The organism is Gordonia shandongensis DSM 45094, from assembly GCF_000423025.1.
In the GTDB taxonomy this organism is placed as follows: domain Bacteria; phylum Actinomycetota; class Actinomycetes; order Mycobacteriales; family Mycobacteriaceae; genus Gordonia; species Gordonia shandongensis.
On record NZ_AUHE01000001.1, the window covers coordinates 137,895 to 158,453 of the forward strand.

Annotated in this window: 16 protein-coding genes; 7 read left to right on the forward strand and 9 right to left on the reverse strand. The window is 70.2% G+C overall.

What is annotated here, in order from left to right; genetic code table 11:
• Positions 1-32: 32 nt before the first annotated feature.
• Positions 33-917 carry an exodeoxyribonuclease III gene (locus G528_RS0100760; RefSeq protein WP_026917298.1) on the reverse strand — a complete coding sequence of 295 codons (885 nt, stop codon included), beginning with the start codon at positions 915-917 and terminating at the stop codon, positions 33-35.
• A gap of 83 nt (positions 918-1,000) precedes the next feature.
• Here G528_RS0100760 and G528_RS0100765 point away from each other — a divergent pair, with 83 nt between their 5' ends.
• The 4 genes from G528_RS0100765 (at position 1,001) to G528_RS15965 (ending at position 7,142) form a co-directional block, all read left to right on the forward strand.
• Positions 1,001-2,611, forward strand: a complete 1,611-nt coding sequence (locus G528_RS0100765) for a helix-turn-helix domain-containing protein (RefSeq protein WP_026917299.1) — start codon at positions 1,001-1,003, stop codon at positions 2,609-2,611.
• Positions 2,612-2,767: 156 nt separating this feature from the next.
• On the forward strand, positions 2,768-4,267 hold the full coding sequence (locus G528_RS0100770) for an aldehyde dehydrogenase family protein (protein WP_026917300.1): 1,500 nt from the start codon (positions 2,768-2,770) through the stop codon (positions 4,265-4,267).
• 84 nt (positions 4,268-4,351) lie between these two features.
• The gene (locus G528_RS0100775; RefSeq protein WP_026917301.1) at positions 4,352-5,461 is read left to right on the forward strand and encodes an NDMA-dependent alcohol dehydrogenase; all 1,110 of its coding nucleotides are present in this window, start codon (positions 4,352-4,354) and stop codon (positions 5,459-5,461) included.
• A gap of 208 nt (positions 5,462-5,669) precedes the next feature.
• Positions 5,670-7,142, forward strand: a complete 1,473-nt coding sequence (locus tag G528_RS15965) for an HNH endonuclease signature motif containing protein (protein WP_245569631.1) — start codon at positions 5,670-5,672, stop codon at positions 7,140-7,142.
• A 4-nt stretch (positions 7,143-7,146) separates the two neighbouring features.
• Here G528_RS15965 and G528_RS0100785 read toward each other — a convergent pair whose 3' ends face one another.
• From G528_RS0100785 to G528_RS0100820, 8 genes are all read right to left on the reverse strand, one after another.
• Positions 7,147-7,749 (reverse strand): TetR/AcrR family transcriptional regulator, encoded by a 603-nt coding sequence (locus G528_RS0100785; protein WP_026917302.1) that lies wholly within the window; start codon positions 7,747-7,749, stop codon positions 7,147-7,149.
• Positions 7,746-8,540 (reverse strand): enoyl-CoA hydratase family protein, encoded by a 795-nt coding sequence (locus G528_RS0100790; protein ID WP_026917303.1) that lies wholly within the window; start codon positions 8,538-8,540, stop codon positions 7,746-7,748. Before G528_RS0100790 ends, G528_RS0100785 begins: the two co-directional genes overlap by 4 nt.
• 63 nt (positions 8,541-8,603) lie before the next feature.
• A complete protein-coding gene (locus tag G528_RS0100795) occupies positions 8,604-9,761 on the reverse strand; it encodes an acyl-CoA dehydrogenase family protein (protein WP_026917304.1) in 1,158 nt (385 codons plus the stop codon).
• 60 nt (positions 9,762-9,821) lie between these two features.
• A complete protein-coding gene (locus G528_RS0100800) occupies positions 9,822-11,867 on the reverse strand; it encodes an acetyl/propionyl/methylcrotonyl-CoA carboxylase subunit alpha (RefSeq protein ID WP_026917305.1) in 2,046 nt (681 codons plus the stop codon).
• Between the two features lie 77 nt (positions 11,868-11,944).
• Positions 11,945-13,543: an acyl-CoA carboxylase subunit beta gene (locus G528_RS0100805; RefSeq protein ID WP_026917306.1), complete on the reverse strand. Its 1,599-nt coding sequence runs from the start codon at positions 13,541-13,543 to the stop codon at positions 11,945-11,947.
• 31 nt (positions 13,544-13,574) lie between these two features.
• A complete protein-coding gene (locus G528_RS0100810; RefSeq protein WP_026917307.1) occupies positions 13,575-14,774 on the reverse strand; it encodes an acyl-CoA dehydrogenase family protein in 1,200 nt (399 codons plus the stop codon).
• A gap of 103 nt (positions 14,775-14,877) precedes the next feature.
• A complete protein-coding gene (locus G528_RS0100815; protein WP_026917308.1) occupies positions 14,878-16,590 on the reverse strand; it encodes an acyclic terpene utilization AtuA family protein in 1,713 nt (570 codons plus the stop codon).
• Positions 16,591-16,641: 51 nt separating this feature from the next.
• Positions 16,642-17,427 (reverse strand): TIGR03084 family metal-binding protein, encoded by a 786-nt coding sequence (locus tag G528_RS0100820; RefSeq protein ID WP_026917309.1) that lies wholly within the window; start codon positions 17,425-17,427, stop codon positions 16,642-16,644.
• 177 nt (positions 17,428-17,604) lie between these two features.
• Here G528_RS0100820 and G528_RS0100825 point away from each other — a divergent pair, with 177 nt between their 5' ends.
• From G528_RS0100825 to G528_RS0100835, 3 genes are read left to right on the forward strand one after another with little or no spacing between them, the layout of a single operon-like run.
• The gene (locus G528_RS0100825) at positions 17,605-18,381 is read left to right on the forward strand and encodes a crotonase/enoyl-CoA hydratase family protein (protein ID WP_026917310.1); all 777 of its coding nucleotides are present in this window, start codon (positions 17,605-17,607) and stop codon (positions 18,379-18,381) included.
• On the forward strand, positions 18,366-19,517 hold the full coding sequence (locus G528_RS0100830; protein ID WP_026917311.1) for an acyl-CoA dehydrogenase family protein: 1,152 nt from the start codon (positions 18,366-18,368) through the stop codon (positions 19,515-19,517). Before G528_RS0100825 ends, G528_RS0100830 begins: the two co-directional genes overlap by 16 nt.
• Complete coding sequence (locus G528_RS0100835) at positions 19,514-20,533, forward strand: acyl-CoA dehydrogenase family protein (RefSeq protein WP_026917312.1); 1,020 nt, start codon at positions 19,514-19,516, stop codon at positions 20,531-20,533. Before G528_RS0100830 ends, G528_RS0100835 begins: the two co-directional genes overlap by 4 nt.
• The last annotated feature ends 26 nt before the right edge of the window (positions 20,534-20,559 follow it).

The following is a 20,559-nucleotide window of genomic DNA, read 5'->3' on the forward strand; positions in this document are numbered from 1 at the left end:
CCGGCCGGACCGCCCCGGATCAGTCAGAGCGTTCAGTCGGCGACCGAGTGCGGCAGCGTCACCGATCCGGGCGCGACGGACGCGGGTCGCGACGGCGGCGGCACCATCGGCCCCACATCGCCGTCCGGCGCGGTGTCGAGATCGACCATCACCGGGGCGTGATCGCTCGGCTTGGTGCCCTTGCGGGCCTTGCGGTCCACCCAGGCGGCGCGTGCCCGCTGCGCCACCGGACCGCCGGCGAGGATGAAGTCGATCCGCATCCCCAGGTCACGATGGAACATGCCCGCCCGATAGTCCCAGTACGTGTAGATCCGTTCGTCGGGCCACCGGTCGCGGACCACGTCGCGAAGCCCCAGATCCACCAGATCGGCGAACGCCTGCCGCTCGGGTGCCGTCACATGCGTGTGGCCCACGAACGCCTCGGGATCGAAGGCGTCCGCGTCGGCGGGGATGATGTTGTAGTCGCCGCACACCATCGTCGTGTCCGCCTCCCCGGCGACCGCGTCGCGCAAGGACGACAGCCAGGCGAGTTTGTACCGGTAGTGATCCGAGTCGACGCTGCGTCCGTTCGGCACGTACACCGAGTGGATGCGAACCCCGTCGCAGACCGCCGACACCGCGCGCCCCTCCGGCTCGCCGTCCGGGTCGGGAAAGCCGGGGACGCCGGGGAAGGCGACGCGCACATCGTCGAGACCCACCCGGCTCAGGAGCGCGACACCGTTCCACTGCCCCTGGCCGGCGTGCGCGAACCGGTACCCCCGCGCCGCCAGTTCGTCACCCAGTTCGGCGGCGAACACCTCGTCGGACACCTTGGTCTCCTGCAGGCAGACGACGTCGGGCTCCCGTTCGTCGAGCCACGGCAGCAGTCGGGCGGAACGCTGCCGCACCGAGTTCACATTCCAGGTCGCCACTCGCATGGCTTCACCGTAGCCGGGCCGCATCGAGACCCCGCACGGGCGACCCGATCGACTCGGACGGTGATCCATGCCACAGTGGAGTCGTGCGAGCCGAGCTCCCCCAGCGTCCCGTGATCGCCGCCGCGTGGCAGCGCGCCGGCCGCGCCGGCCTGCGCCCCGACGCCCGTCCCGAACCGCTCCTGCACGACGTCGAGACCGCCGACCCGCTGCTCGACGCCGCGCGCCCCGTCCTCGAACGGGCCGCGACCATCCTCACCGGGACCGACACCGCACTGCTGCTCGTCGACAGTCAGTGCCGGATGGTGTCGCGCGTCACGGCCGGGACGACCCTCGAGGGGCGCCTCGAGCAGGCCGGCGTGATCCGCGGCGCCGCCTTCGACGAATCTCAGATGGGCACGACGGCGCTGGGCACCACCGCCGAGGTCCGCGGCGACCTCATCATCAACGGCACCGAGCACTACCTCGAGCAGTTCAAGAAGCTCAGCTGCTTCGGCCGGCCGATCATCCACCCCGCCACGCGCCGGCTCGCCGGAATCATCTGCATGACCGAGGTCGCCCCGCAGGTCAACCCGCTGTCGGTTCCGCTGATCCGCGGCCTCGTCGACGACATCGCCGAACGGCTCCGCGACCGCTCGCACTCCGATCACCGCGCGGTGATCGCCCACTTCCACCGCGCATCCACCCGCCGCGACATCGCGATCGCCGCCGTGGGCGACGACCTCCAGCTCACGAACGCCCTGGCCGCAGAACTGCTCGCACCCGGCGACTTCGGAACGCTCCGGACGATGGTCACCGACACGTCCGACGCCGAACGCACGGTCACCCTCGTCTCGGGGCTCGACGCCGACGTGTGGGTCGACCGCGTCGACGGCGTCCGACATGCCGCGGTCTTCCACATCCGTCCGCGCGTGGCCGTTCCGGAGGTCGACGCCGTCGCGGCCGCCGCGCCGCCCCGGACGGCCCAGACCGTGGCGGTGTGCGGTGAGCCGGGCACCGGCCGCTCCACCCACGCCCGCAGCCTGCTGCCCGATGCCGTGGTGGTCGACGTCGCGTCGGCGCTCCTGGACGGCTCCGGTCCCGACCTCGCCGGGGCGGTCCGCCGCGCCCGGTCCGCGGGGCGTGGACTCATCGTCGACGGCGCGGACCTGCTCGACGACCGCTCGATGCGACTCGCCCAGGCCGCGTTGGCCGCGGACGATCCGTCGTCGCCGCCGATCGTCCTCGTCTCGGAGCCGCCGACGGCCGCCGCACCGGTGCTCGCCGCCACCGTCGCCTGCTGCCGGCGCCGCGTCACGCTCCCCCCGCTTCGGCAGCGCACCGGAGAGCTCGCCGCGCTCAGCCACCGACTGCTGGCGGCGATCGACCCGGCCCTGCGGCTGGCGCCCGACGCGGCCGATGCCCTCGCCTCCCAGGAGTGGCCGGGAAACCTCACCGAACTCGGCATCGTGCTCGACGCCGCCGCCACCGTCGCCCTCGCCCGCGGCAGTCGGCAGGTGGCGGCCGCCGACCTGCCCGACGGTTACCGCAGCAGCAGCCGCGCATCACGCCTCATGGGCATGGAGCAGGCCGAGCGGCAGGCGATCATCGAGGCGCTCGATGCGAGTGGCGGTAACAAATCGCACGCCGCGAAGTCGCTCGGCGTCTCCCGCACCACCCTGTACGCCCGGATCCGGGCCCTCGGCATCAACCGCTGACCGCGAGTCGACCGCCGGATCGTCCACCTGTTCAGTCGCACTGTTCAGTTTCCGGACACGGCGGGGCCGCCGAAACCGGGGATAAAGGAAGCACGCCACCAAACGTGGCGCACATCACTTGAACGCTTCGTTTCGACCCGCATCACAGGAGGCCCCATGACCGCCACGCTCGACACCACCCTGCTTCCCGAGGTCGCCGACTTCGTCTCCCGCGATCGTCAGATGCTCATCGGCGGTCAGTGGGTCGACGCCGCGTCGGGGCGCTCGTTCGCCACCCACGATCCGGCGACCGGTCAGATCATCACGAACGTCCCGCACGGTGAGGCCGCCGACATCGACCGCGCCGTCGCCGCCGCCCGCGCCGCCTACGAGGGCCCGTGGGGCCGGATGCGACCCAACGAGCGCGAGCGTCTGATCTGGCGCGTGGGCGACATCCTCTCCGAACGCGCCGAGATCTTCGGCCAGCTCGAAGCCCTCGACAACGGGAAGTCCGTCGCGATCGCGACTGCCGTCGACGTCGCATGGTCGGCCGACGTGTGGCGCTACAACGCGGGTCTGGCCACCAAGATCACCGGCTCCTCGGTGACCCCGTCGATGCCGTTCGCGAGCCCGGACCTCGACTTCCACGCCTACACCCGCCGCGAGTCGATCGGCGTGTGCGGGCAGATCGTGCCGTGGAACTTCCCGATCCTGATGGCGACGTGGAAGCTGGCCCCGGCACTCGCCGCAGGCAACACCGTCGTCCTCAAACCGGCGGAGCAGACGCCCCTGAGCGCACTGATGCTGGCCGCGGTCTTCGAGGAGGCCGGCTTCCCGCCCGGCGTGGTCAACGTCGTCACCGGTTTCGGCGACGCCGGTGCCGCACTGTCGGCGCACAACGGCGTCGACAAGGTGGCGTTCACCGGATCCACCGAGGTCGGAAAGAAGATCGTCCAGGCATCCACCGGCAACCTGAAGAAGGTGTCGCTGGAGCTCGGCGGCAAGAGCCCCAACATCGTCTTCGCCGACGCCGACATCGAGGCAGCCGTCGCCGGGTCGGTGGCCGCGTGGATGTTCAACCACGGCCAGTGCTGCGTGGCGGGCACTCGCCTGTTCGTGCAGCGCAGCATCTTCGACGAGTTCACCCAGGCCGTCGCCGACGCCGCCGCGCAGGCGAAGATCGGCCCCGGCCTCGATCCGACCACCGAATTGGGTCCGCTGGTCTCGCAGGAGCAGTTCGATCGGGTCAACAGCTACATCCAGCAGGGGTTGGCCGACGGCGCCCGCGCACTCACCGGCGGAAACCGGTGGGGCGATCAGGGCTACTTCATCGAGCCGACCGTGTTCGTGGACGTGAAGCCCGAGTTCTCGATCGTCGAGGAGGAGATCTTCGGGCCGGTCGTCGCGGCGCTTCCGTTCGACGATGAGGACGACATCGCCGCGGCCGCCAACGACTCGATCTACGGACTGGCCGCCGGGATCTGGACCAAGGACCTCTCGAAGGCCCACCGCACCGCGGCCCGCGTGCAGGCGGGATCGGTGTGGGTGAACCAGTACAACGGTTTCGACACCGCCCTCCCGTTCGGCGGATTCAAGCAGTCGGGGTGGGGCCGCGAACTGGGCGACTCGGCCATCGACCTCTACACGCAGACCAAGTCGGTGAACATCGCGCTCTGACGCGCTCGCCGACGACCACGCTCCCTCCCTTCCCGCTATCCCGATTCCACCCGGGCCCGTCGCGGGCCACCCGAAAGGAACCCCATGAAGACGAAAGCAGCAGTCCTCCTCGAAGCCGGTCGACCGTTCGAGATCATGGAACTCGAACTCGACGGCCCCAAGGAGGGCGAGGTCCTCATCAAGTACACGGCCGCCGGCCTGTGTCACTCCGACCTGCATCTCACCGACGGCGATCTGCCGCCCCGCTACCCCATCGTGGGCGGTCACGAGGGGTCGGGGATCATTCAGGAGGTGGGGCCGGGCGTCACCAAGGTGAAGCCGGGTGACCACGTGGTGTGCAGCTTCATCCCGAACTGCGGCACGTGCCGCTACTGCTCCACCGGCCGCCAGAACCTCTGCGACATGGGCGCGACCATCCTCGAGGGTGCGATGCCCGACGGGACCTTCCGCTTTCACGGGGACGGCATGGATTTCGGCGCCATGTGCATGCTCGGCACGTTCTCCGAGTACGCCACCATCTCCCAGCACTCGGTGGTCAAGGTCGATGACTGGCTGCCGTTGGAGACCGCGGTCCTCGTCGGCTGCGGTGTCCCCTCGGGGTGGGGAACCGCTGTCAACGCTGGCAATCTGCGTGCCGGCGACACCGCCGTCATCTACGGGATCGGCGGCCTCGGCATCAATGCCGTGCAGGGCGCGGTGTCGGCGGGCTGCAAGTACGTCGTCGTCGTCGACCCGATCGAGATGAAGCGCACCGAGGCTCTCAAGTTCGGTGCCACGCACGCCTTCGCCACCGCCGAGGAGGCTCAGGAGAAGGTCACCGAGCTGACGTGGGGCCAGGGCGCCGACGCCGCACTGATCCTCGTCGGCACGGTCGACGTGCCGGTGGTTCAGGCCGCGACGGCCGTGATCGGCAAGGGCGGAAAGGTGGTCATCACCGGTCTCGCCGATCCGGCCAAGCTGACCGTCCAGGTGTCGGGTGCCGATCTGACGCTCAACCAGAAGACGATCATGGGCACTCTGTTCGGCTCGATGAATCCGCAGTACGACATCGTCAAGCTGCTGAGGCTGTACGACGCGGGCGAGTTGAAGCTCGACGAGCTCGTCACCCAGCGGTACTCGCTCGAGGACGTGAACACCGGGTACGACGATCTGCGCAACGGAAAGAACATGCGCGGGGTGATCATGCACGCGTGACCGTGCAGTGATCGTGCACACCTGACCCCGCCACAGACGCCGCGGGTCCGCCGATGATCCCCTCCGGCGGGCCCGCGGTTCCATTGCGTCGAAGGTCGTCGGGGTGGCCGGCGTTCGGACGTCCGTTTTGTCGGAGGGTCTTGTTAGTGTCGTGTCACAGCTTCAATAGCAGCGATGAGCTGCAGGAACACGCTAGGGGGTGAGGGTCGTGACGACGATCATCGCCGAGCCGCCCTCACCCGACCTGGACGCCCTGCTGCCCAATGATCCGGTCGCCCTGGCCGCCGTCGCGAACGCGGTCGCGGTGAAGCTGGCCGCACTACCGCTGGCCGCATCCACCGAGGGTGAGTTGTTGACGGCCGCGGAGTCGTTGGAGCAGGCGCGGCGCCGGTTCGATGCCGCCGACGCGGCCGTCCTGGTGGAGATCTCCGATCGGGGTGCCTACCGCACGGCCGGCTACCTGTCGTTGCACGCGTATCTGTCCGGTGGTCTGCGGGTCGGAGACGGCGCCGCCCGCCGTCGCCGGGTCGCCGCCGCGGCGATCGGACGATTCACCAGCATGCAAGGTCAAACCCTGTCTCCGCGGTGTCCCGCGACGGCCGACGCGGTGGGCGACGGGGCGATCGGGGTCGATCACGTCCTGGAGATCGACGCCGTCCTGACCCGCATCCCCGCCGCCGTCACCACCGACGTGCGCGAGGGTGCCGAAGCCCAACTGGCGGCCGTGGCCCGCACCCTGACCCCCGCCGGCGTCCGTACTGCCGGTGTGCGTCTCCTGGCCCATCTGGATCCTGATGGGCAGCTCACCGACGACCGCGACCGCCGCCGCCTGCGCGGCCTGGCCCTGATGCCCCAAGACCGCCAGCTGATGAGCAAACTCCGCACCCACCTCACCCCGGGACTGCGGGCCGACCTCGAGATCATGCTGCAGTCCTGGGCCGCCCCGGGCATGAACAACCCCGACGACCCCGCCTCACCCACCGGAGCCGTCGAATCAGCTGACCCGGCCGTGGTGGCCGCGGCGGCCGAACGTGATGACCGCACCCCGATGCAACGCAACCACGACGCCCTGCACGCCCTCCTGATCCTCGCCCGCCAACAATCCAACACCCCGACGTCGGGGTCGGGGTCGTTGCGCTCCGAACTCGTCGTCACCATCACCGACGCCGAGTTGGCGGCCCACGCCGGCATCGCGTTGACCGCCACCGGGACACGGGTACCGATCGGCGAACTGGTCCGATTGGCCGCCGCAGCGACCCCGCACCTGGCAGTGTTCGCCCACACCACCGGCGAGCCCCTCTATCTCGGACGCGGGCGGCGCCTGGCCTCCCGTGCGCAACGGTTGATGCTCTTCGCGCGGGACCGCGGCTGCACCGCCCCCGGCTGCGCAGCCCCGTTCGCGCGGACCGAGGCCCACCACTTCCCGGACTGGCAAGACGGCGGACCCACCGACATCGACCACCTCGGAGCCGCCTGCGGCAGCCACAACCGCACCGTCGGCACCGCACCCGGCCAATGGGAAACCCGCATCGCGGCCACCGGCCCCCACACCGGACGCGTCCACTGGCGACCGACCACACCAACCACAACAGGCACCGGCGGACCACACCGGTGGCAGATCAACACCATCCACCACGCCGAACTGCTCCCGACCACGGACCCCGACCCACCACCGGGGTGACCCTCTACTGTCCGAGGGCGGCTTTCACCTGCTGCACCCATGCGGCGGCGACGCCCGCTCGACGGCGGGAGTCGTCTGTAAGCGTGTCCGCGAGCCCGAACCCGCGGGCCAGGTCGAGGGTGATCTGGGCCAGACGGTGTGCTTCGGGTCGGGTCCCGTCGGGGTCGAGGCCGGCGACGACGAACCGATGGGCCGCCCGCCCCAATTTGGCCTCCAGCGGACGGATCACATCGCCGAGCGCGGGGTCGGAGGCCGCAGCGGCCCACACCTGAAGTGCCGCCTTGAACGGCGGCCCCGTATAGATCGACACCGCCTGATCGACGACCGCGGCCACCCGGTCGGGTCCGGTCGGGATGTCGCCGATCGACGCCGCGGCCTCCGCGGTCATCGTCTCGTACATCTCCTCGATGACCGCGTGGAACAAAGCCTCCCGCGTCGGGAAGTGATGCTGCGCGGCACCGCGGGAGACGCCGGCCTCCTCGGCGACACGCGCCACGGTCGTCGCGGCCCAGCCCCGCGTCGCCAACAACTCGACGGTCGCCGCCAACAGCCGCTCCCGGGTGGCCCGGGAGCGGTCCTGCTGTGGTTCGCGGACTGGTGCGTTCACTGGCGACTAGTGTCCCACTCCGGCCGACGCTTCCCGAGGAAGGCCGTCATGCCCTCCCTCGCCTCATCGGACCCGAACAACGCCGCCGACTCCGCCGCGCGGGCGGCGGCGGCCTCGTCGAAACCGTCGAGCAGCGCGGCCGTCGTGAGTCGTTTGCTCGCGGCCAGCCCCTGCGGCGAGGCCTTCCGAATCCCCTCCAGCACGGCGTTGAGATCGGCATCGAGCTCCTCCGTCGTCGCCGACGCCGACGTGACCACGCCGATCCGAGCAGCGACGTCGGCGTCGAACCGCTCACCGGTGAGGAAGTACCGGCCCGCCGCTCGCGCCGTCATCTTCGCCAGCAGGGGAATCGAGATGATGGAAGGCGCGAGGCCGAGCCGCGACTCGGTGAGCGCGAACGTCGCCGACGGCCCCGCCAGTGCGACGTCGGCCGCCGCGACCAGCCCCAACCCGCCGGCACGGACATGACCGTCCGCCACCACGACGACCGGCTTGTCGAGCTGAACGATGCCGCGGATCAGCCCGACCATCGCCCGGCCGCCCTCCTCGGTGGCCTCCTCGGGGCTCAGCCCCCGCCGCAACGCCTCCCCCAGATCGGCACCGGCGCAGAACGTCCCGCCGGTGTGGGTGAGGACGACGGCGCGGACCGCGTCGTCCGCAGCGGAGTCGAACGCCGCCCGCACCTGGGCGACGAGGACCGAGCTCAGTGCATTCCGGTTCGCCGGCGAGTCGAGCGTGACGGTGAGGACCGAGGCGTCGAGCTCGGTCCGCACCACGGGATCATCTGACATGGGCCCTCCTGGGACGAGAGTCGGCTGGGACGAAAAGCTGCTGGGACGTAAGGCTGTTGGGGCTCAGTACGACTTCGGCAGTCCGAGGCTCGTCTGGGCGACGAAGTTGAGGATCATCTCACGGCTCACCGGCGCGATCCGGGTCAGACGCGACAGCGGCAGCATCGCCGCAAGCCCGTACTCCACCGTGAGCCCGTTGCCGCCGAGCGTCTGGACGGCCTGGTCGACGAGCTTCGCCGCAGCCTCACCGGCCGCGTACTTCGCCATGTTGGCGGGCACGGCCGCACCCCAGTCGTCGCCGGCGTCATACAGGGTGGCGGCCTTCTGCATCATCAGCTTCGCCATCTCCAATTCGATCTTGCCCTGCGCCAGCGGATGGGCGATCGCCTGGTGTGCGCCGATCGGCGCCTTCCACACGGTGCGGTCGTTGGCGTACTCGACGGCACGATCCAGCGCGAACCGCCCCATGCCGACTGCCGACGCCGACGCCATGATCCGCTCGGGATTCAACCCCGCGAACAGCTGGCTCAGCGCGGCGTCCTCCGAGCCGACGAGGGCGTCGGACGGCAACCGCACATCGTCGAGGAACAGCGTGAACTGCTTCTCCGGATTCACCATCTCCATCTCGATCACCTGGGCGTCGAGGCCCTTCGCATCGGTGGGGAGGATGAACAGTGCGGGCTTGAGACGTCCGGTCTTCGAGTCCTCGGTCCGGGCGACGATCAACACGGCCTGCGCCTGATCGACGCCCGAGATGAACACCTTGCGCCCGTTCAGGACCCACTCGTCGCCGTCACGCGCCGCCGTGGTGGTGATCTGATGGGAGTTCGACCCGGCGTCGGGTTCGGTGATGCCGAACGCCATCGTGATCGAGCCGTCGGCGAGGCCGGGGATCCACCGCTGCTTCTGCTCGTCGGTACCGAAGCGGGCGATGATGTTGCCGCAGATCGCCGGCGACACGACCATCATCAGCAGTCCGCTGCCGCCGGCCGCGAGCTCCTCCATGACGATCGCGAGCTCATACATCCCGGCGCCACCGCCGCCGTACTCCTCGGGAAGGTTGACGCCGATGAAACCGAGGCGACCGGCCTCCTCCCACAGTTCGTCGGTCTTGCGGCCCTGCCGCGCACAGTCGGTGAAGTACTGGTGCCCGTACTTGGTCGTCAGGGCCGCCACCGCCTCACGGAGTGCGGTCTGCTCTTCGGTCTCGATGAAACTCATGGATGCTCCTCGCCTACGGTTCGTGGTTCGTTCATGTGGTTCGCGGGACGGTCCGTCCCGTCATGCCGTCTCGCCGGCCCCGGCGTCGTCCGCCTCGATCACGGCGAGAACGTCGCCCACCGAGAGCTGGCGTCCCTCCTCGACCGCGAGGACGGCGACGACGCCGTCGGACGGCGCGGCGATGGTGTGCTCCATCTTCATCGCCTCCAGCCACAGCAGCGGCTGTCCGGCACTGACGCGGTCGCCCTGGGCGACCGCCACGCGGATCACCGACCCCGGCATCGGCGCCAGCAGCGATCCCGGACGCTCCACGGCGGCCGGGTCGATGTACCGGGGCACCCGGACGAGTGCGACCGATCCGCCGGGCCAGTCGACGTACACCTCGTCATCGTGGACGGGGTCATCGTGGACGGGGTCATCGTGGACGGCGACGGCGTACCGCCGGGTCAGTGCGCCGTCACGGACGACGACCGCGTCCGGGGACACGTCGACCACCTCCACCCCGGGCAGATCGGGCAGCTCGCACACCCCGCGGACGTACCGGTAGCGAGCGGTCGTCTCGTCACCGGTCGGCAGCGTGTACGACTTGCTCTGGTACCCGGACGGCAGGTTGCGCCACCCCGACGGGAGGCTGCCGACCGCCCGCGCTGCTCGACGGTTGCGGGCCGCGTCAGCGAGGGCCGCAGCGACCACCGCGGCCGCCGTCGCGGCGTCGTCGGCCAACGGGGCGGCCAGCCGGTCGAGCCCCACGGTGTCGAGGTAGGCGGTGTCGGTGTCTCCCGACAGGAAGGTCTCCTCGCGAAGGGTGTTCACCAGCATGTCGCGGTTGGTGACGAGCCCGTGGATTCGCGCGTCGGCGAGGGCACGGGCCAACATCGCCGCACTGCGACGCCGGTCCGGCGCCCACGAGATCACCTTGGCGAGCATCGGGTCATAGAACGTCGAGACCTCGCTGCCGTCGGCGACACCCGAGTCGACGCGGATTCCCGGCCGCTCCAGGAGGCCGAACCGGGTGTCGGCGGGTAGATCGATGGTTCGCACGGTGCCCGACTGGGGCTGCCAGTCGGCCGCCGGGTCCTCGGCGTACAGGCGGACCTCGATGGCGTGTCCGGAGGCGGCCGGGGCGTCGGCGGGCAACGCCTCACCCATCGCGACGCGCAGCTGCCACTCCACCAGGTCGACGCCCGTGGTGAGCTCGGTGACCGGGTGCTCCACCTGCAGCCGGGTGTTGGTCTCCAGGAAGTAGAAGCGGCCGGCTCCGTCGCTGAGGAACTCCACGGTGCCCGCACCGGTGTAGCCGATCGACGACGCCGCCGATCGCGCCGCCGAGTACAGGCGCTCGCGCATGTCGCCGCCGACATGCTCCACCAGCGGTGCCGGTGCCTCCTCGATCACCTTCTGGTGGCGTCGCTGGATCGAGCACTCGCGTTCGCCGACCGCCCACACCTCGCCGTGCTGGTCGGCCATCACCTGGACCTCGATGTGGTGGCCCCGCTCCACGTACGGTTCGCAGAAGACGGTCGGGTCGCCGAACGCCGACTCCGCCTCCCGCCGCGCCGCGGCGACGGCGTCGGCGAGTTCGCTGAGCTCTCGGACGATGCGCATTCCGCGTCCGCCGCCGCCCGCGGACGCCTTGATGAGCAGCGGCAGATCGTCGGCGGTGACCGCATCGGGGTCGATGTCGGTGAGCACGGGGACCCCGGCCGCGGCCATGAGCTCCTTGGCGTTGACCTTCGATCCCATCGCGGTGATCGCTGCCGGCGGCGGACCGATCCAGGTCAGACCGGCGTCGATCACCGCGCGCGCGAAGTCGGCGTTCTCGGAGAGGAAGCCGTACCCGGGGTGGACGGCGTCGGCGCCCGCCGCCTGCGCCGCCGCGATGATCTTCTCGCCGCGCAGGTAGGTCTCCGCGGACGTCGACCCCGGCAGGTGGACGGCGACGTCGGCGGCCCGCACATGCGGCGCGTCGGCGTCGGGGTCGGAGTAGACGGCGACGGTGCCGATGCCCATCGCCGCACAGGTGTGAAAGACGCGGCAGGCGATCTCGCCGCGGTTCGCGACGAGCACGCGGGTGATCGCAGGCGACCCGGCGGCGGGCTTCGTCATGGACGTAGTCGTTGGTGTTGTCGTGGACGTAGTCGTTGGTGTTGTCGTGGACGTTGTGGTGGTAGTCATCTGGTTCCTCACATCCGGAAGACGCCGAAGTTGGCGGTGCCCTCCACCGGCGCCGACGCGATCGCCGAGAGCGCCTGGCCGAGCACGGTGCGGGTGTCACGCGGATCGATGACGCCGTCGTCGTAGAGCATCCCCGACAGGAACATCGGCACCGACTCCGCTTCGATCTGCGCCTCGATCATGGCGCGCATGCCCGCATCGGCCTCCTCGTCGACCGTGCCTCCGCGGGCTTCGGTGGCGGCGCGCGAGACGATCGAGATGACGCCCGCGAGCTGTTGGGCCCCCATCACCGCGCTCTTGGCGCTCGGCCACGCGAACAGGAAACGCGGATCGTAGGCGCGACCGCACATCCCGTAATGGCCCGCACCGTAACTCGCCCCCATGAGGATCGAGATGTGGGGGACCGTCGAGTTCGAGACCGCGTTGATCATCATCGATCCGTGCTTGATGATGCCGCCCTGCTCGTACTCCTTGCCGACCATGTATCCGGTGGTGTTGTGCAGGAAGATCAGCGGTGTGTCGCTGCGGTTGGCCAGCTGGATGAACTGCGTGGCCTTCTGCGCCTCCTGCGAGAACAGCACGCCCTGCGCGTTGGCGAGGATGCCGACCGGGTAGCCGTGGATCCGCGCCCACCCGGTGCACAGGGACGCGCCGTACTCCGGTTTGAACTCATCGAAGTCGGAGTCGTCGACCACCCGCGCGATCACCTCCCGCGGGTCGAACGGGACCTTGAGGTCGGGCGGCACGATGCCCAGCAGTTCGTCCGGGCTGTACCGGGGCTCCACCGATTCGGCGACCGGCCCGGGCCCCTGCTTTCGCCAGTTGAGTCGCGCGACGATCCGTCTGCCGATCCGGACGGCGTCCTGCTCGTCGGCGGCCAGGTAGTCGCCGAGGCCCGAGATGCGGGCGTGCATCGCGGCGCCGCCGAGCTCCTCGTCGTCGCTCTCCTCACCGGTCGCCATCTTCACCAGCGGCGGTCCGCCGAGGAAGACCTTCGAGCGGTCGGAGATCATCACGACGTGGTCGCTCATGCCGGGGATGTAGGCGCCGCCCGCCGTGGAGTTGCCGAAGACCAGCGCGACGGTCGGGATGCCCTCCGCGGACAGCTGCGTCAGATCGCGGAACATCCGTCCGCCGGGAACGAAGACCTCCTTCTGCGTCGGCAGATCGGCGCCGCCGGACTCCACCAGCGAGATCACCGGGAGTCGGTTCTGGCGAGCGATGTCGTTCGTCCGCAACGTCTTGCGCAGCGTCCAGGGGTTCGAGGTACCGCCCTTGACGGTCGGATCGTTGGCGACGATGAGACATTCGGTGCCCTCGACGACGCCGATGCCGACGACGACCGACGCGCCGACGGTGAACTGCGATCCGTATGCGGCCAGCGGGCACAGTTCCAGGAACGGGGAGTCCTCGTCGATGAGGAGTTCGATGCGTTCGCGCGCCGTCAGCTTGCCGCGGTCGCGGTGCCGCTGCACATATTTCTCACCGCCGCCGTCGAGCACCTTCCGGAACTCGAGGTCGAGTTCGGCGAGCTTGGCGTTCATCGCCTCGACGTTCGCCGAGAACTCCTCGGACGACGTGTCGATCTTGCTCCGCAACACTGTCATCTCACATCTCCCGTCATCAGGTCTCTCGTCGTCAGGCCTGGTAGCCCAGGCGCTTGGCCGCCAGGCCGGTCAGGATCTCGTTGGTGCCGCCGCCGATGCCGATGATGCGCATGTCGCGGTACTGGCGTTCGACCTCCGATTCGCGCATGTACCCCATGCCACCGTGCAGCTGGACGGCCTTGTTGGCCACCCATTCGCCCGCCTCGACGGCGGTGTTCTTGGCGAAGCAGATCTCGGCGATGAGGTCGTCGGACGCCGAGGCGACCGGCTTCTGTCCGCCGATCCCGGTGGTGGTCGCCACCCGGCGTTCGATCACCGCGCGCGTGTAGGTGCGCGCCACGTCGACGCGCCTGGCCATCTCGGTGACGGTGTCCTGCACCGACTGCCGGCTGATGAGGGGGCGGCCGAAGGTCTCGCGGTTCCGGACCCACTCGAGGGTGAGGTCGAGGCACCGCTGCGCCGACGCATACGCCTGGACGGCCAGTGCCGCCCGCTCGGTGACGAAGGCCTGCGCGATCTGCGCGAACCCCGAGTTCTCGGGGCCCACCAGGTTCGCCACCGGAACGCGGGCGTCGGTGAACGACAGTTCGGCGGTGTCGGAGCTGAGCCAGCCCATCTTCTCCAGCTTGCGGGCGACCTCGAAGCCGGGCGTGCCCTTCTCGATGACGAGCAGCGACACTCCCGCGGCACCCGACCCGCCGGTGCGGACGGCCGTGACCACGAAATCGGCGCGGACGGCCGAGGTGATGAAGGTCTTGGCGCCGTTCACCACGTAGTGGTCGCCGTCGCGGACGGCCGTCGTCCGCAGATGGCCGACGTCGCTTCCGCCGCTGGGCTCGGTGATGCCGAGGCTGCCGATCAGCTCGCCGGCGAGCGTCGGGCGCACCCACTTGTCGATCTGGGCGGGGTCGCCGGCCGCGATGAGGTGCGGCAGCGCGATCCCGTTGGTGAACAGCGAGGCGAAGACTCCGCCGGCCACGCCCCGGTAGTGCAGTTCCTCGGCGAGGATCGAGGCGTCGATCAGGTCGCCTCCGCTGCCGCCGACCTCCTCGGGCACCCCGAGTCCGAAGAGTCCGAGTTCGGCTGCGGCGCGGTGCGTCTCGCGGCCGATGAGGCCCTCCCGTTCCCAGTCGTCCTGGTACGGGAGGATGTGCCGCTGCGCGAATCCTGCGATCGTGCTGCGGAGTTCGCGGCGTTCGGGTGAGTCCCAGATGTCACTGGCGATGGGCACGTGTCGGTTCCCTTCGATTGAAGCGGTGGTTGATGCGGATCAGCGTTGGTGCGGGTGAGCGTTGATTCGGCTCAGTGTTGATTCGGCTCAGTGTTGATTCAGCTCAGCGGTCGAGGAAGCGGGCGGGGATCGCCACGACGCGGGAGCGGAGCCATTCGCCGAGGCCCTTCGCCTGCGGATCGAAGCGGACGTTCTCGGCCACACCCCGGCCGAGGACGCCCTCGATCACGAAGTTCACGGCCCGCAGGTTCGGCAGCGGGTACCGGTGCACCGTCAGCTCGGCGACCTCGGGAAGCAGTTCGCCCAGCCGCTCGACGCTGAGGGTTTCGTCCAGCCACGCGTACTCCTCGTCGCTGCGGACCCACAGGCCGATGTTCGCGCTGCCGCCCTTGTCACCGGACCGGGCGCCGGCCACGGCGCCGAGCGGGGCGTCGACCGTCGGCCCCCAGTCGGTGCCGGCCGCCGCGGCCGGCACGCTCTCGTCGACGATCGGATCGGTGCGCAACGGCGACGGCTCGATGGCGACGCTCACTCCGTCGGGCTGATTGACGCGGTGCGGAACGAGTGACGCGTCCACGTATCCGGGCTCGAAGACACCGTACGGCGAGCCGTTCCCCGGCGGCGCCGTGAGCGTGAAACCCGGGTAGCTGGCCAGCGCCAGCTCCACGGCCGTACCGCTGAACTGGCGGCCCGCCTTCGCCGGGTCCGGGTCGCGCGCCACGCAACGCAGCATGGCGCTCGCCTTCTCCTCGGTGTCGGCGTCGGGTCGGTCGAGACGCACGAGCTCCCACGACAGTTCAGCCGGCCGCTCGGGGAGCGCCGCCTCGAACTGGCGTCGGAACAACTCGGCCTTGGCCTCGATGTCCAAACCGGTGAGAACCACCTCGAACTCGTTGCGGATGCCGCCGAGATGGTTCAGCGACACCTTTAGATCCTTCGGCGGCGCCTCACCGCGGACGCCCGAGATCCGCACCCGGTCGGGCCCCTCCTCGCTCAGCGAGACGGTGTCGAGTCGGGCCGTCGCATCCGGGTTGTAGTACCGCGGTCCGGCGACCTCGTAGAGCAGCTGCGCGGTCACGGTCCCGATGCGGACGGCACCGCCGGTGCCGTCGTGCTTGGTGATGACCGAACTGCCGTCGGCGTGCACCTCGGCGATGGGAAACCCGAGTCGGTCCATGTCGGGGATCTCGGTGAAGAACGAATAGTTGCCGCCCGTCGCCTGAGCGCTGCACTCGATGACGTGACCGGCGGCGACGGCCCCCGCCAACTGGTCGAGATCGTCGTACCCCCAGCCGAACGCCGACGCCGCGGTCCCCACCACCAGCGAGGCGTCGGTGACGCGACCGGTCACCACGATGTCGGCACCGCGGTCGAGCGCGGTCTTGATGCCGAATCCGCCGAGGTAGGCATTGGCGGCGATCGGCGTGCCGAGGCCGAGTTCGTCGGCCCGGTCCACGATGTCGTCACCGTTGACGAACGCCACCTGGGTGGGGACGCCGAGCCGCTCCGCCAGTTCGCGGAGCGCGACGGCCAGACCGTGCGGGTTGAGTCCGCCGGCGTTGACGACCACGCGGACGTCCTTGTCGGCGATCAGCCCGAGGTTCTGCTCCATCTGCCGCAGGAATGTCTTCGCGTATCCGAGGTCGGGGTTCTTCATGCGGTCGCGACCGAGGATGAGCATGGTCAGCTCGGCCAGATAATCGCCGGTGATGACATCGAGGTCACCGCCTTCGAGCATCTCGCGGACCGCACCGAAGCGGTCGCCGTAGAAGCCGGAGACGTTGCCGATCCGGATGGGATTCGAGGTGTCGGACATCCTCACTCCTCACTCGTGACTGGGTAGCTGAAGCCGTGGCGGTCTGGGTTCTCAGGTCTGGGCCGCGCGACCGGTTCCGGGCGGCCCGGCGAACGCCTGCGCGATCTGCACCCACTGCTGCGCGTCGTCGCCGATCACCTCGAGGTCGAGGTCGCCGGGCGCCCTGCGCTGGGTCACCAGCTCGCAGAAGTCGACGGCCGGCCCGCGCACCACGTCGGTGGCGTCCTCGGGTCCCCACGTCCACAGCACTCCCGACGGCGCCGTGATCTCGAAACGGAACTCCGCTTCGGGGGCGGTCAGCCCGTTGACCAGGTACGCGAAGTCGCGCGTGCGCACACCGAGATGCACGACGTTCTTGATGCGATCGCCTTCGGGTCGCGTGAGACCCAGTGCGTCGGCCACGTCGAGTCCGTGCGCCCAGGTCTCCATCATTCGGGCCGTCGCCATCGACGCCGCCGACATCGGCGGCCCGAACCAGGTGAGCTTGGTCCCCGGCTCCACCGCGACCAGCGCCCCGCCGAGCCTCGCGCGGGTCCGTCGCCAGTCGGCGAGCAGATCGTCGGGGGATCGCGCCGCTTCGACCTCGGCGGCGGCGCCGACGAATCCGGTGGGGTCGGCCATCGCCTCGCGCAGAACGCCGGTGAATGCGTCGGCGTCGGTGATCGACAGCAGCGAGACGCGGTCGGTCCACAGCAGGTGCCCGATCTGGTGCGCGATGGTCCAGCCCTCCGCCGGAGTGGGAGTGGACCAGGCCTCGGCGGGCAGGTTCGCGACCATGTCGTCCAGCGCGTCCGATTCGGCTGCGAGGGCGGAGACCAGTTCGTCGACTATCGCCATGGGATCAGCGTCACACACCCGCCAAAACAAATCAAGCGCGCATGATTGTTTCCAGCGTTCGGCGACGCCGCACCGCGAGACCCGGGTGAGATCGAGACGGCTCTGCCACAGTGGAGTTCGGTGCCACAGTGCATTCGGTCCGATCCGCGCACCGCGTCCCCGAGAGGAAGCCCGTCCATGTCCGACCCCCTGCTCGTCACGACCTCCGGCGCCGTCCAGACCTGGACGCTCAACCAGCCCGAGACCGGGAACGCGATCACCGACGTCGCCTTCGTCCGCGCCCTGGAATCCGCGGTCGACACCGTCGGCGACGACCTCGACGTGCGAGCGATCATCCTCACCGGCGCCGGCCGGATCTTCTCGTCCGGCGGCAACGTCAAGGAGATGGCCGACGAGCGCGGGATGTTCGGCGTCGACGCCCGCGCGCAACGCCGGGCCTACGGATCCGGCATCCAGCGGGTGCCGCGAGCGCTGGCCCGCCTGGAGGTGCCGATCATCGCCGCCGTCAACGGCGCCGCCGTCGGTGCGGGATGCGATCTGGCGCTCATGTGCGACATCCGCATCGCCTCCGAGAAGGCGTCGTTCGCCGAGAGCTTCGTCCAACTCGGGCTCATCCCCGGCGACGGCGGCACCTGGTTCCTGCCGCGGGCCGTCGGCTACGAGCGGGCCGCCGAGATGACCTTCACCGGCGACCGCATCGACGCCGCCACCGCCCACGAGTGGGGCATGGTCAGCCGCGTGGTGCCCCACGACGACCTGATCCGGACCGCGAACGACCTCGCCGACCGGATCGCCCGCAACCCCGCCGAGTCGCTGCGCATGGCCAAACGACTGCTTCAGGAGTCGCGGACCTCGCCCCTGGAGACCGTCCTCGGCATGGCCGCCGCGATGCAGCCCCTCGCCCACCGCGACCCCGAACATCAGCAGCGCCTCGACCGCTGGCGGACACGGTGATCCGCCTGGTCCCGCCGGCCGGCGACGACTCCGACCACGCGTCGCTGCGCGCCGAGGTCCGGTCCTTTCTCGCCTCCGTCGCCGACCGACTCCCGGCACCGGGGTCGCCCACGGCGGTCGACGCGTGGCTCACCGGGTGGGATGAGGACTTCACCCGCGCTCTCGCCGAGCGCGGCTGGATCGGGATGACCGTTCCCGTCGAGTACGGCGGCCACGGTCGGAGCTTCGAGGAGCGGTTCGTCGTCACCGAGGAGCTCCTCGCCGTCGGGGCGCCGGTCGCCGCGCACTGGATCGCCGACCGCCAGATCGTGCCGTCGCTGCTCAAGTACGGCACCGATGCCCAGTGTCGCGGATTCCTGCCGGGCATCGTCGCCGGGGAGGTCTACTTCGCCATCGGGATGAGCGAACCGGAGTCGGGTTCCGATCTGGCGAGCGTGCGCACGCGTGCGACCCGCGTCGACGGCGGGTGGCGACTGAACGGAACCAAGGTGTGGACGTCGGGTGCGCACCGGGCCCACGCGTTCATCGCGTTGGCCCGCACCGCGCCGGTGGATCCGGAGCGCAGGCACGACGGCCTGAGCCAGTTCATCGTCGATCTGCGGGCACCGGGGGTGCGGGTCTCGCCGATCGTCTCGATGAACGGTGCGCATCACTTCAACGAGGTGTTCCTCGACGACGTCCTCGTGCCCGACGACATGGTGTTCGGTGAGATCGGCCGTGGCTGGACGCAGGTGACGTCGGAGTTGAGTTTCGAACGCAGCGGGCCGGAAAGATTCCTGTCGACCTTCGGCGTCCTCGCCGCGAACGTCGAGTCGGGTGCGGATGCGGCGTCGACCGGTGCGTTGGTGGCCCGGACGGCGGCCCTGCACCAGATGTCGACCGCGGTCGCCGGCGCCCTTCAGCGCGGCGAGCCCGCCGATGTCCCCGCCGCCGTCGTCAAGGTGCTCGGCACCGAGTTGGAGGGCGACGTGGCCGAGGCCGCCGCCCTGCACGGCGACCCGACCGGTCCGTTCGGCGGCGTCCCGCTTCCGGCGGCGGTGACGGCCGCCCTCGATCAGCGCCCCGGTTTCACTCTTCGCGGCGGCACGACCGAGGTGTTGCGCGGCGTGATCGCCCGCGGACTGGGGGCCCGATGAACGCGATGATCCCGGGCGCCGATCCCGCACTGGCGGAAGTGGCGACCGCCGTGTTCGGTGCGCAGCCCGCCGACGCCCCGTGTCGCGCCGGCGCATTCGACGACGCGCTGTGGACGCGACTGACCGGGCTCGGGGTCGGCGACCTGATCGGCGAGGAGGGCGGTACGTGGTTCGACGCCGCCGAGATCCTCTCGCGGGCCGCGACCGAGGGCGTCCGCGCGCCGATCGCCGAACACGCGTTGATCGCCCGGACGCTGATCGCCGAGCCTGCCGATGCGCGGTTGCGGACCGTCGCGTTCGCCGACGCGGACGGCGTGGCGCGCGGTGTCCCGTGGGGACGCGATGCGGAGCGGATCGTGGTCGTGTGGCCCGCCGGAGACGGACATCTCGTGGCCGATGCGGATGCGTCCCGGTACCGGATCGTCGAGCGCACCGCGAATGTGCTCGGCGAGCCCCGGGACACCGTCGCCTTCGACGTGTCGGCGAGTCGGGCGGCGGGTCTCGACGCGGTTGGTCTCGACGCGGCGGGGTTGGAGCGGGCGCGGTCGGCGGCGGCGTTGACGCGGGCGGTGCAGACCTGTGCGGCGCTCGATGCGGCGTTGGCCCTTTCGGTGGAGCATGCCGGCGCGCGGACTCAGTTCGGTCGGCCGCTCGCCCGTTTCCAGGCGGTGCAGCATCTGCTCGCCGACATCGCGGCGCATTGCGCCCTGGCCCGTTCGGCGACCGAGGCCGCGCTGGCCGAGGCGGTCCGCACCGACTGGGGTTCGGAGCGTCTGCCTCTTCTGGTCGCCGTCGCCCGATCGTGCGTCGGCCATTCGGCGTCGAGCGTCGTGCGCGGGGCGCATCAGGTGCACGGCGCCATCGGCACCACGCGGGAGCATTCTCTGCATCGGTTCACGCGCGCCGCCCTGGTGTGGCGCGGCGAGTACGGGTCGGTGGCGCACTGGGATCGAGTGGTCGGCGATGCGGCGGCTGCGGCCGGCCCGGACGGTCTCTGGCATCTGGTCGTCGGCTGACGGTTTCGCGGTTCGACGCTGCTGCT

Coding starts and splice junctions, on each gene's coding strand:
- G528_RS0100775 (WP_026917301.1), top strand. CDS start 4,352: ATGAAGACGAAAGCAGCAGTCCTCCTCGAAGCCGGTCGACCGTTCGAG.
- G528_RS0100770 (WP_026917300.1), top strand. CDS start 2,768: ATGACCGCCACGCTCGACACCACCCTGCTTCCCGAGGTCGCCGACTTC.
- G528_RS0100820 (WP_026917309.1), bottom strand. CDS start 17,427: ATGGCGATAGTCGACGAACTGGTCTCCGCCCTCGCAGCCGAATCGGAC.
- G528_RS0100815 (WP_026917308.1), bottom strand. CDS start 16,590: ATGTCCGACACCTCGAATCCCATCCGGATCGGCAACGTCTCCGGCTTC.
- G528_RS0100800 (WP_026917305.1), bottom strand. CDS start 11,867: ATGACGAAGCCCGCCGCCGGGTCGCCTGCGATCACCCGCGTGCTCGTC.
- G528_RS0100790 (WP_026917303.1), bottom strand. CDS start 8,540: ATGTCAGATGATCCCGTGGTGCGGACCGAGCTCGACGCCTCGGTCCTC.
- G528_RS0100835 (WP_026917312.1), top strand. CDS start 19,514: ATGAACGCGATGATCCCGGGCGCCGATCCCGCACTGGCGGAAGTGGCG.
- G528_RS0100795 (WP_026917304.1), bottom strand. CDS start 9,761: ATGAGTTTCATCGAGACCGAAGAGCAGACCGCACTCCGTGAGGCGGTG.
- G528_RS0100805 (WP_026917306.1), bottom strand. CDS start 13,543: ATGACAGTGTTGCGGAGCAAGATCGACACGTCGTCCGAGGAGTTCTCG.
- G528_RS0100760 (WP_026917298.1), bottom strand. CDS start 917: ATGCGAGTGGCGACCTGGAATGTGAACTCGGTGCGGCAGCGTTCCGCC.
- G528_RS0100825 (WP_026917310.1), top strand. CDS start 17,605: ATGTCCGACCCCCTGCTCGTCACGACCTCCGGCGCCGTCCAGACCTGG.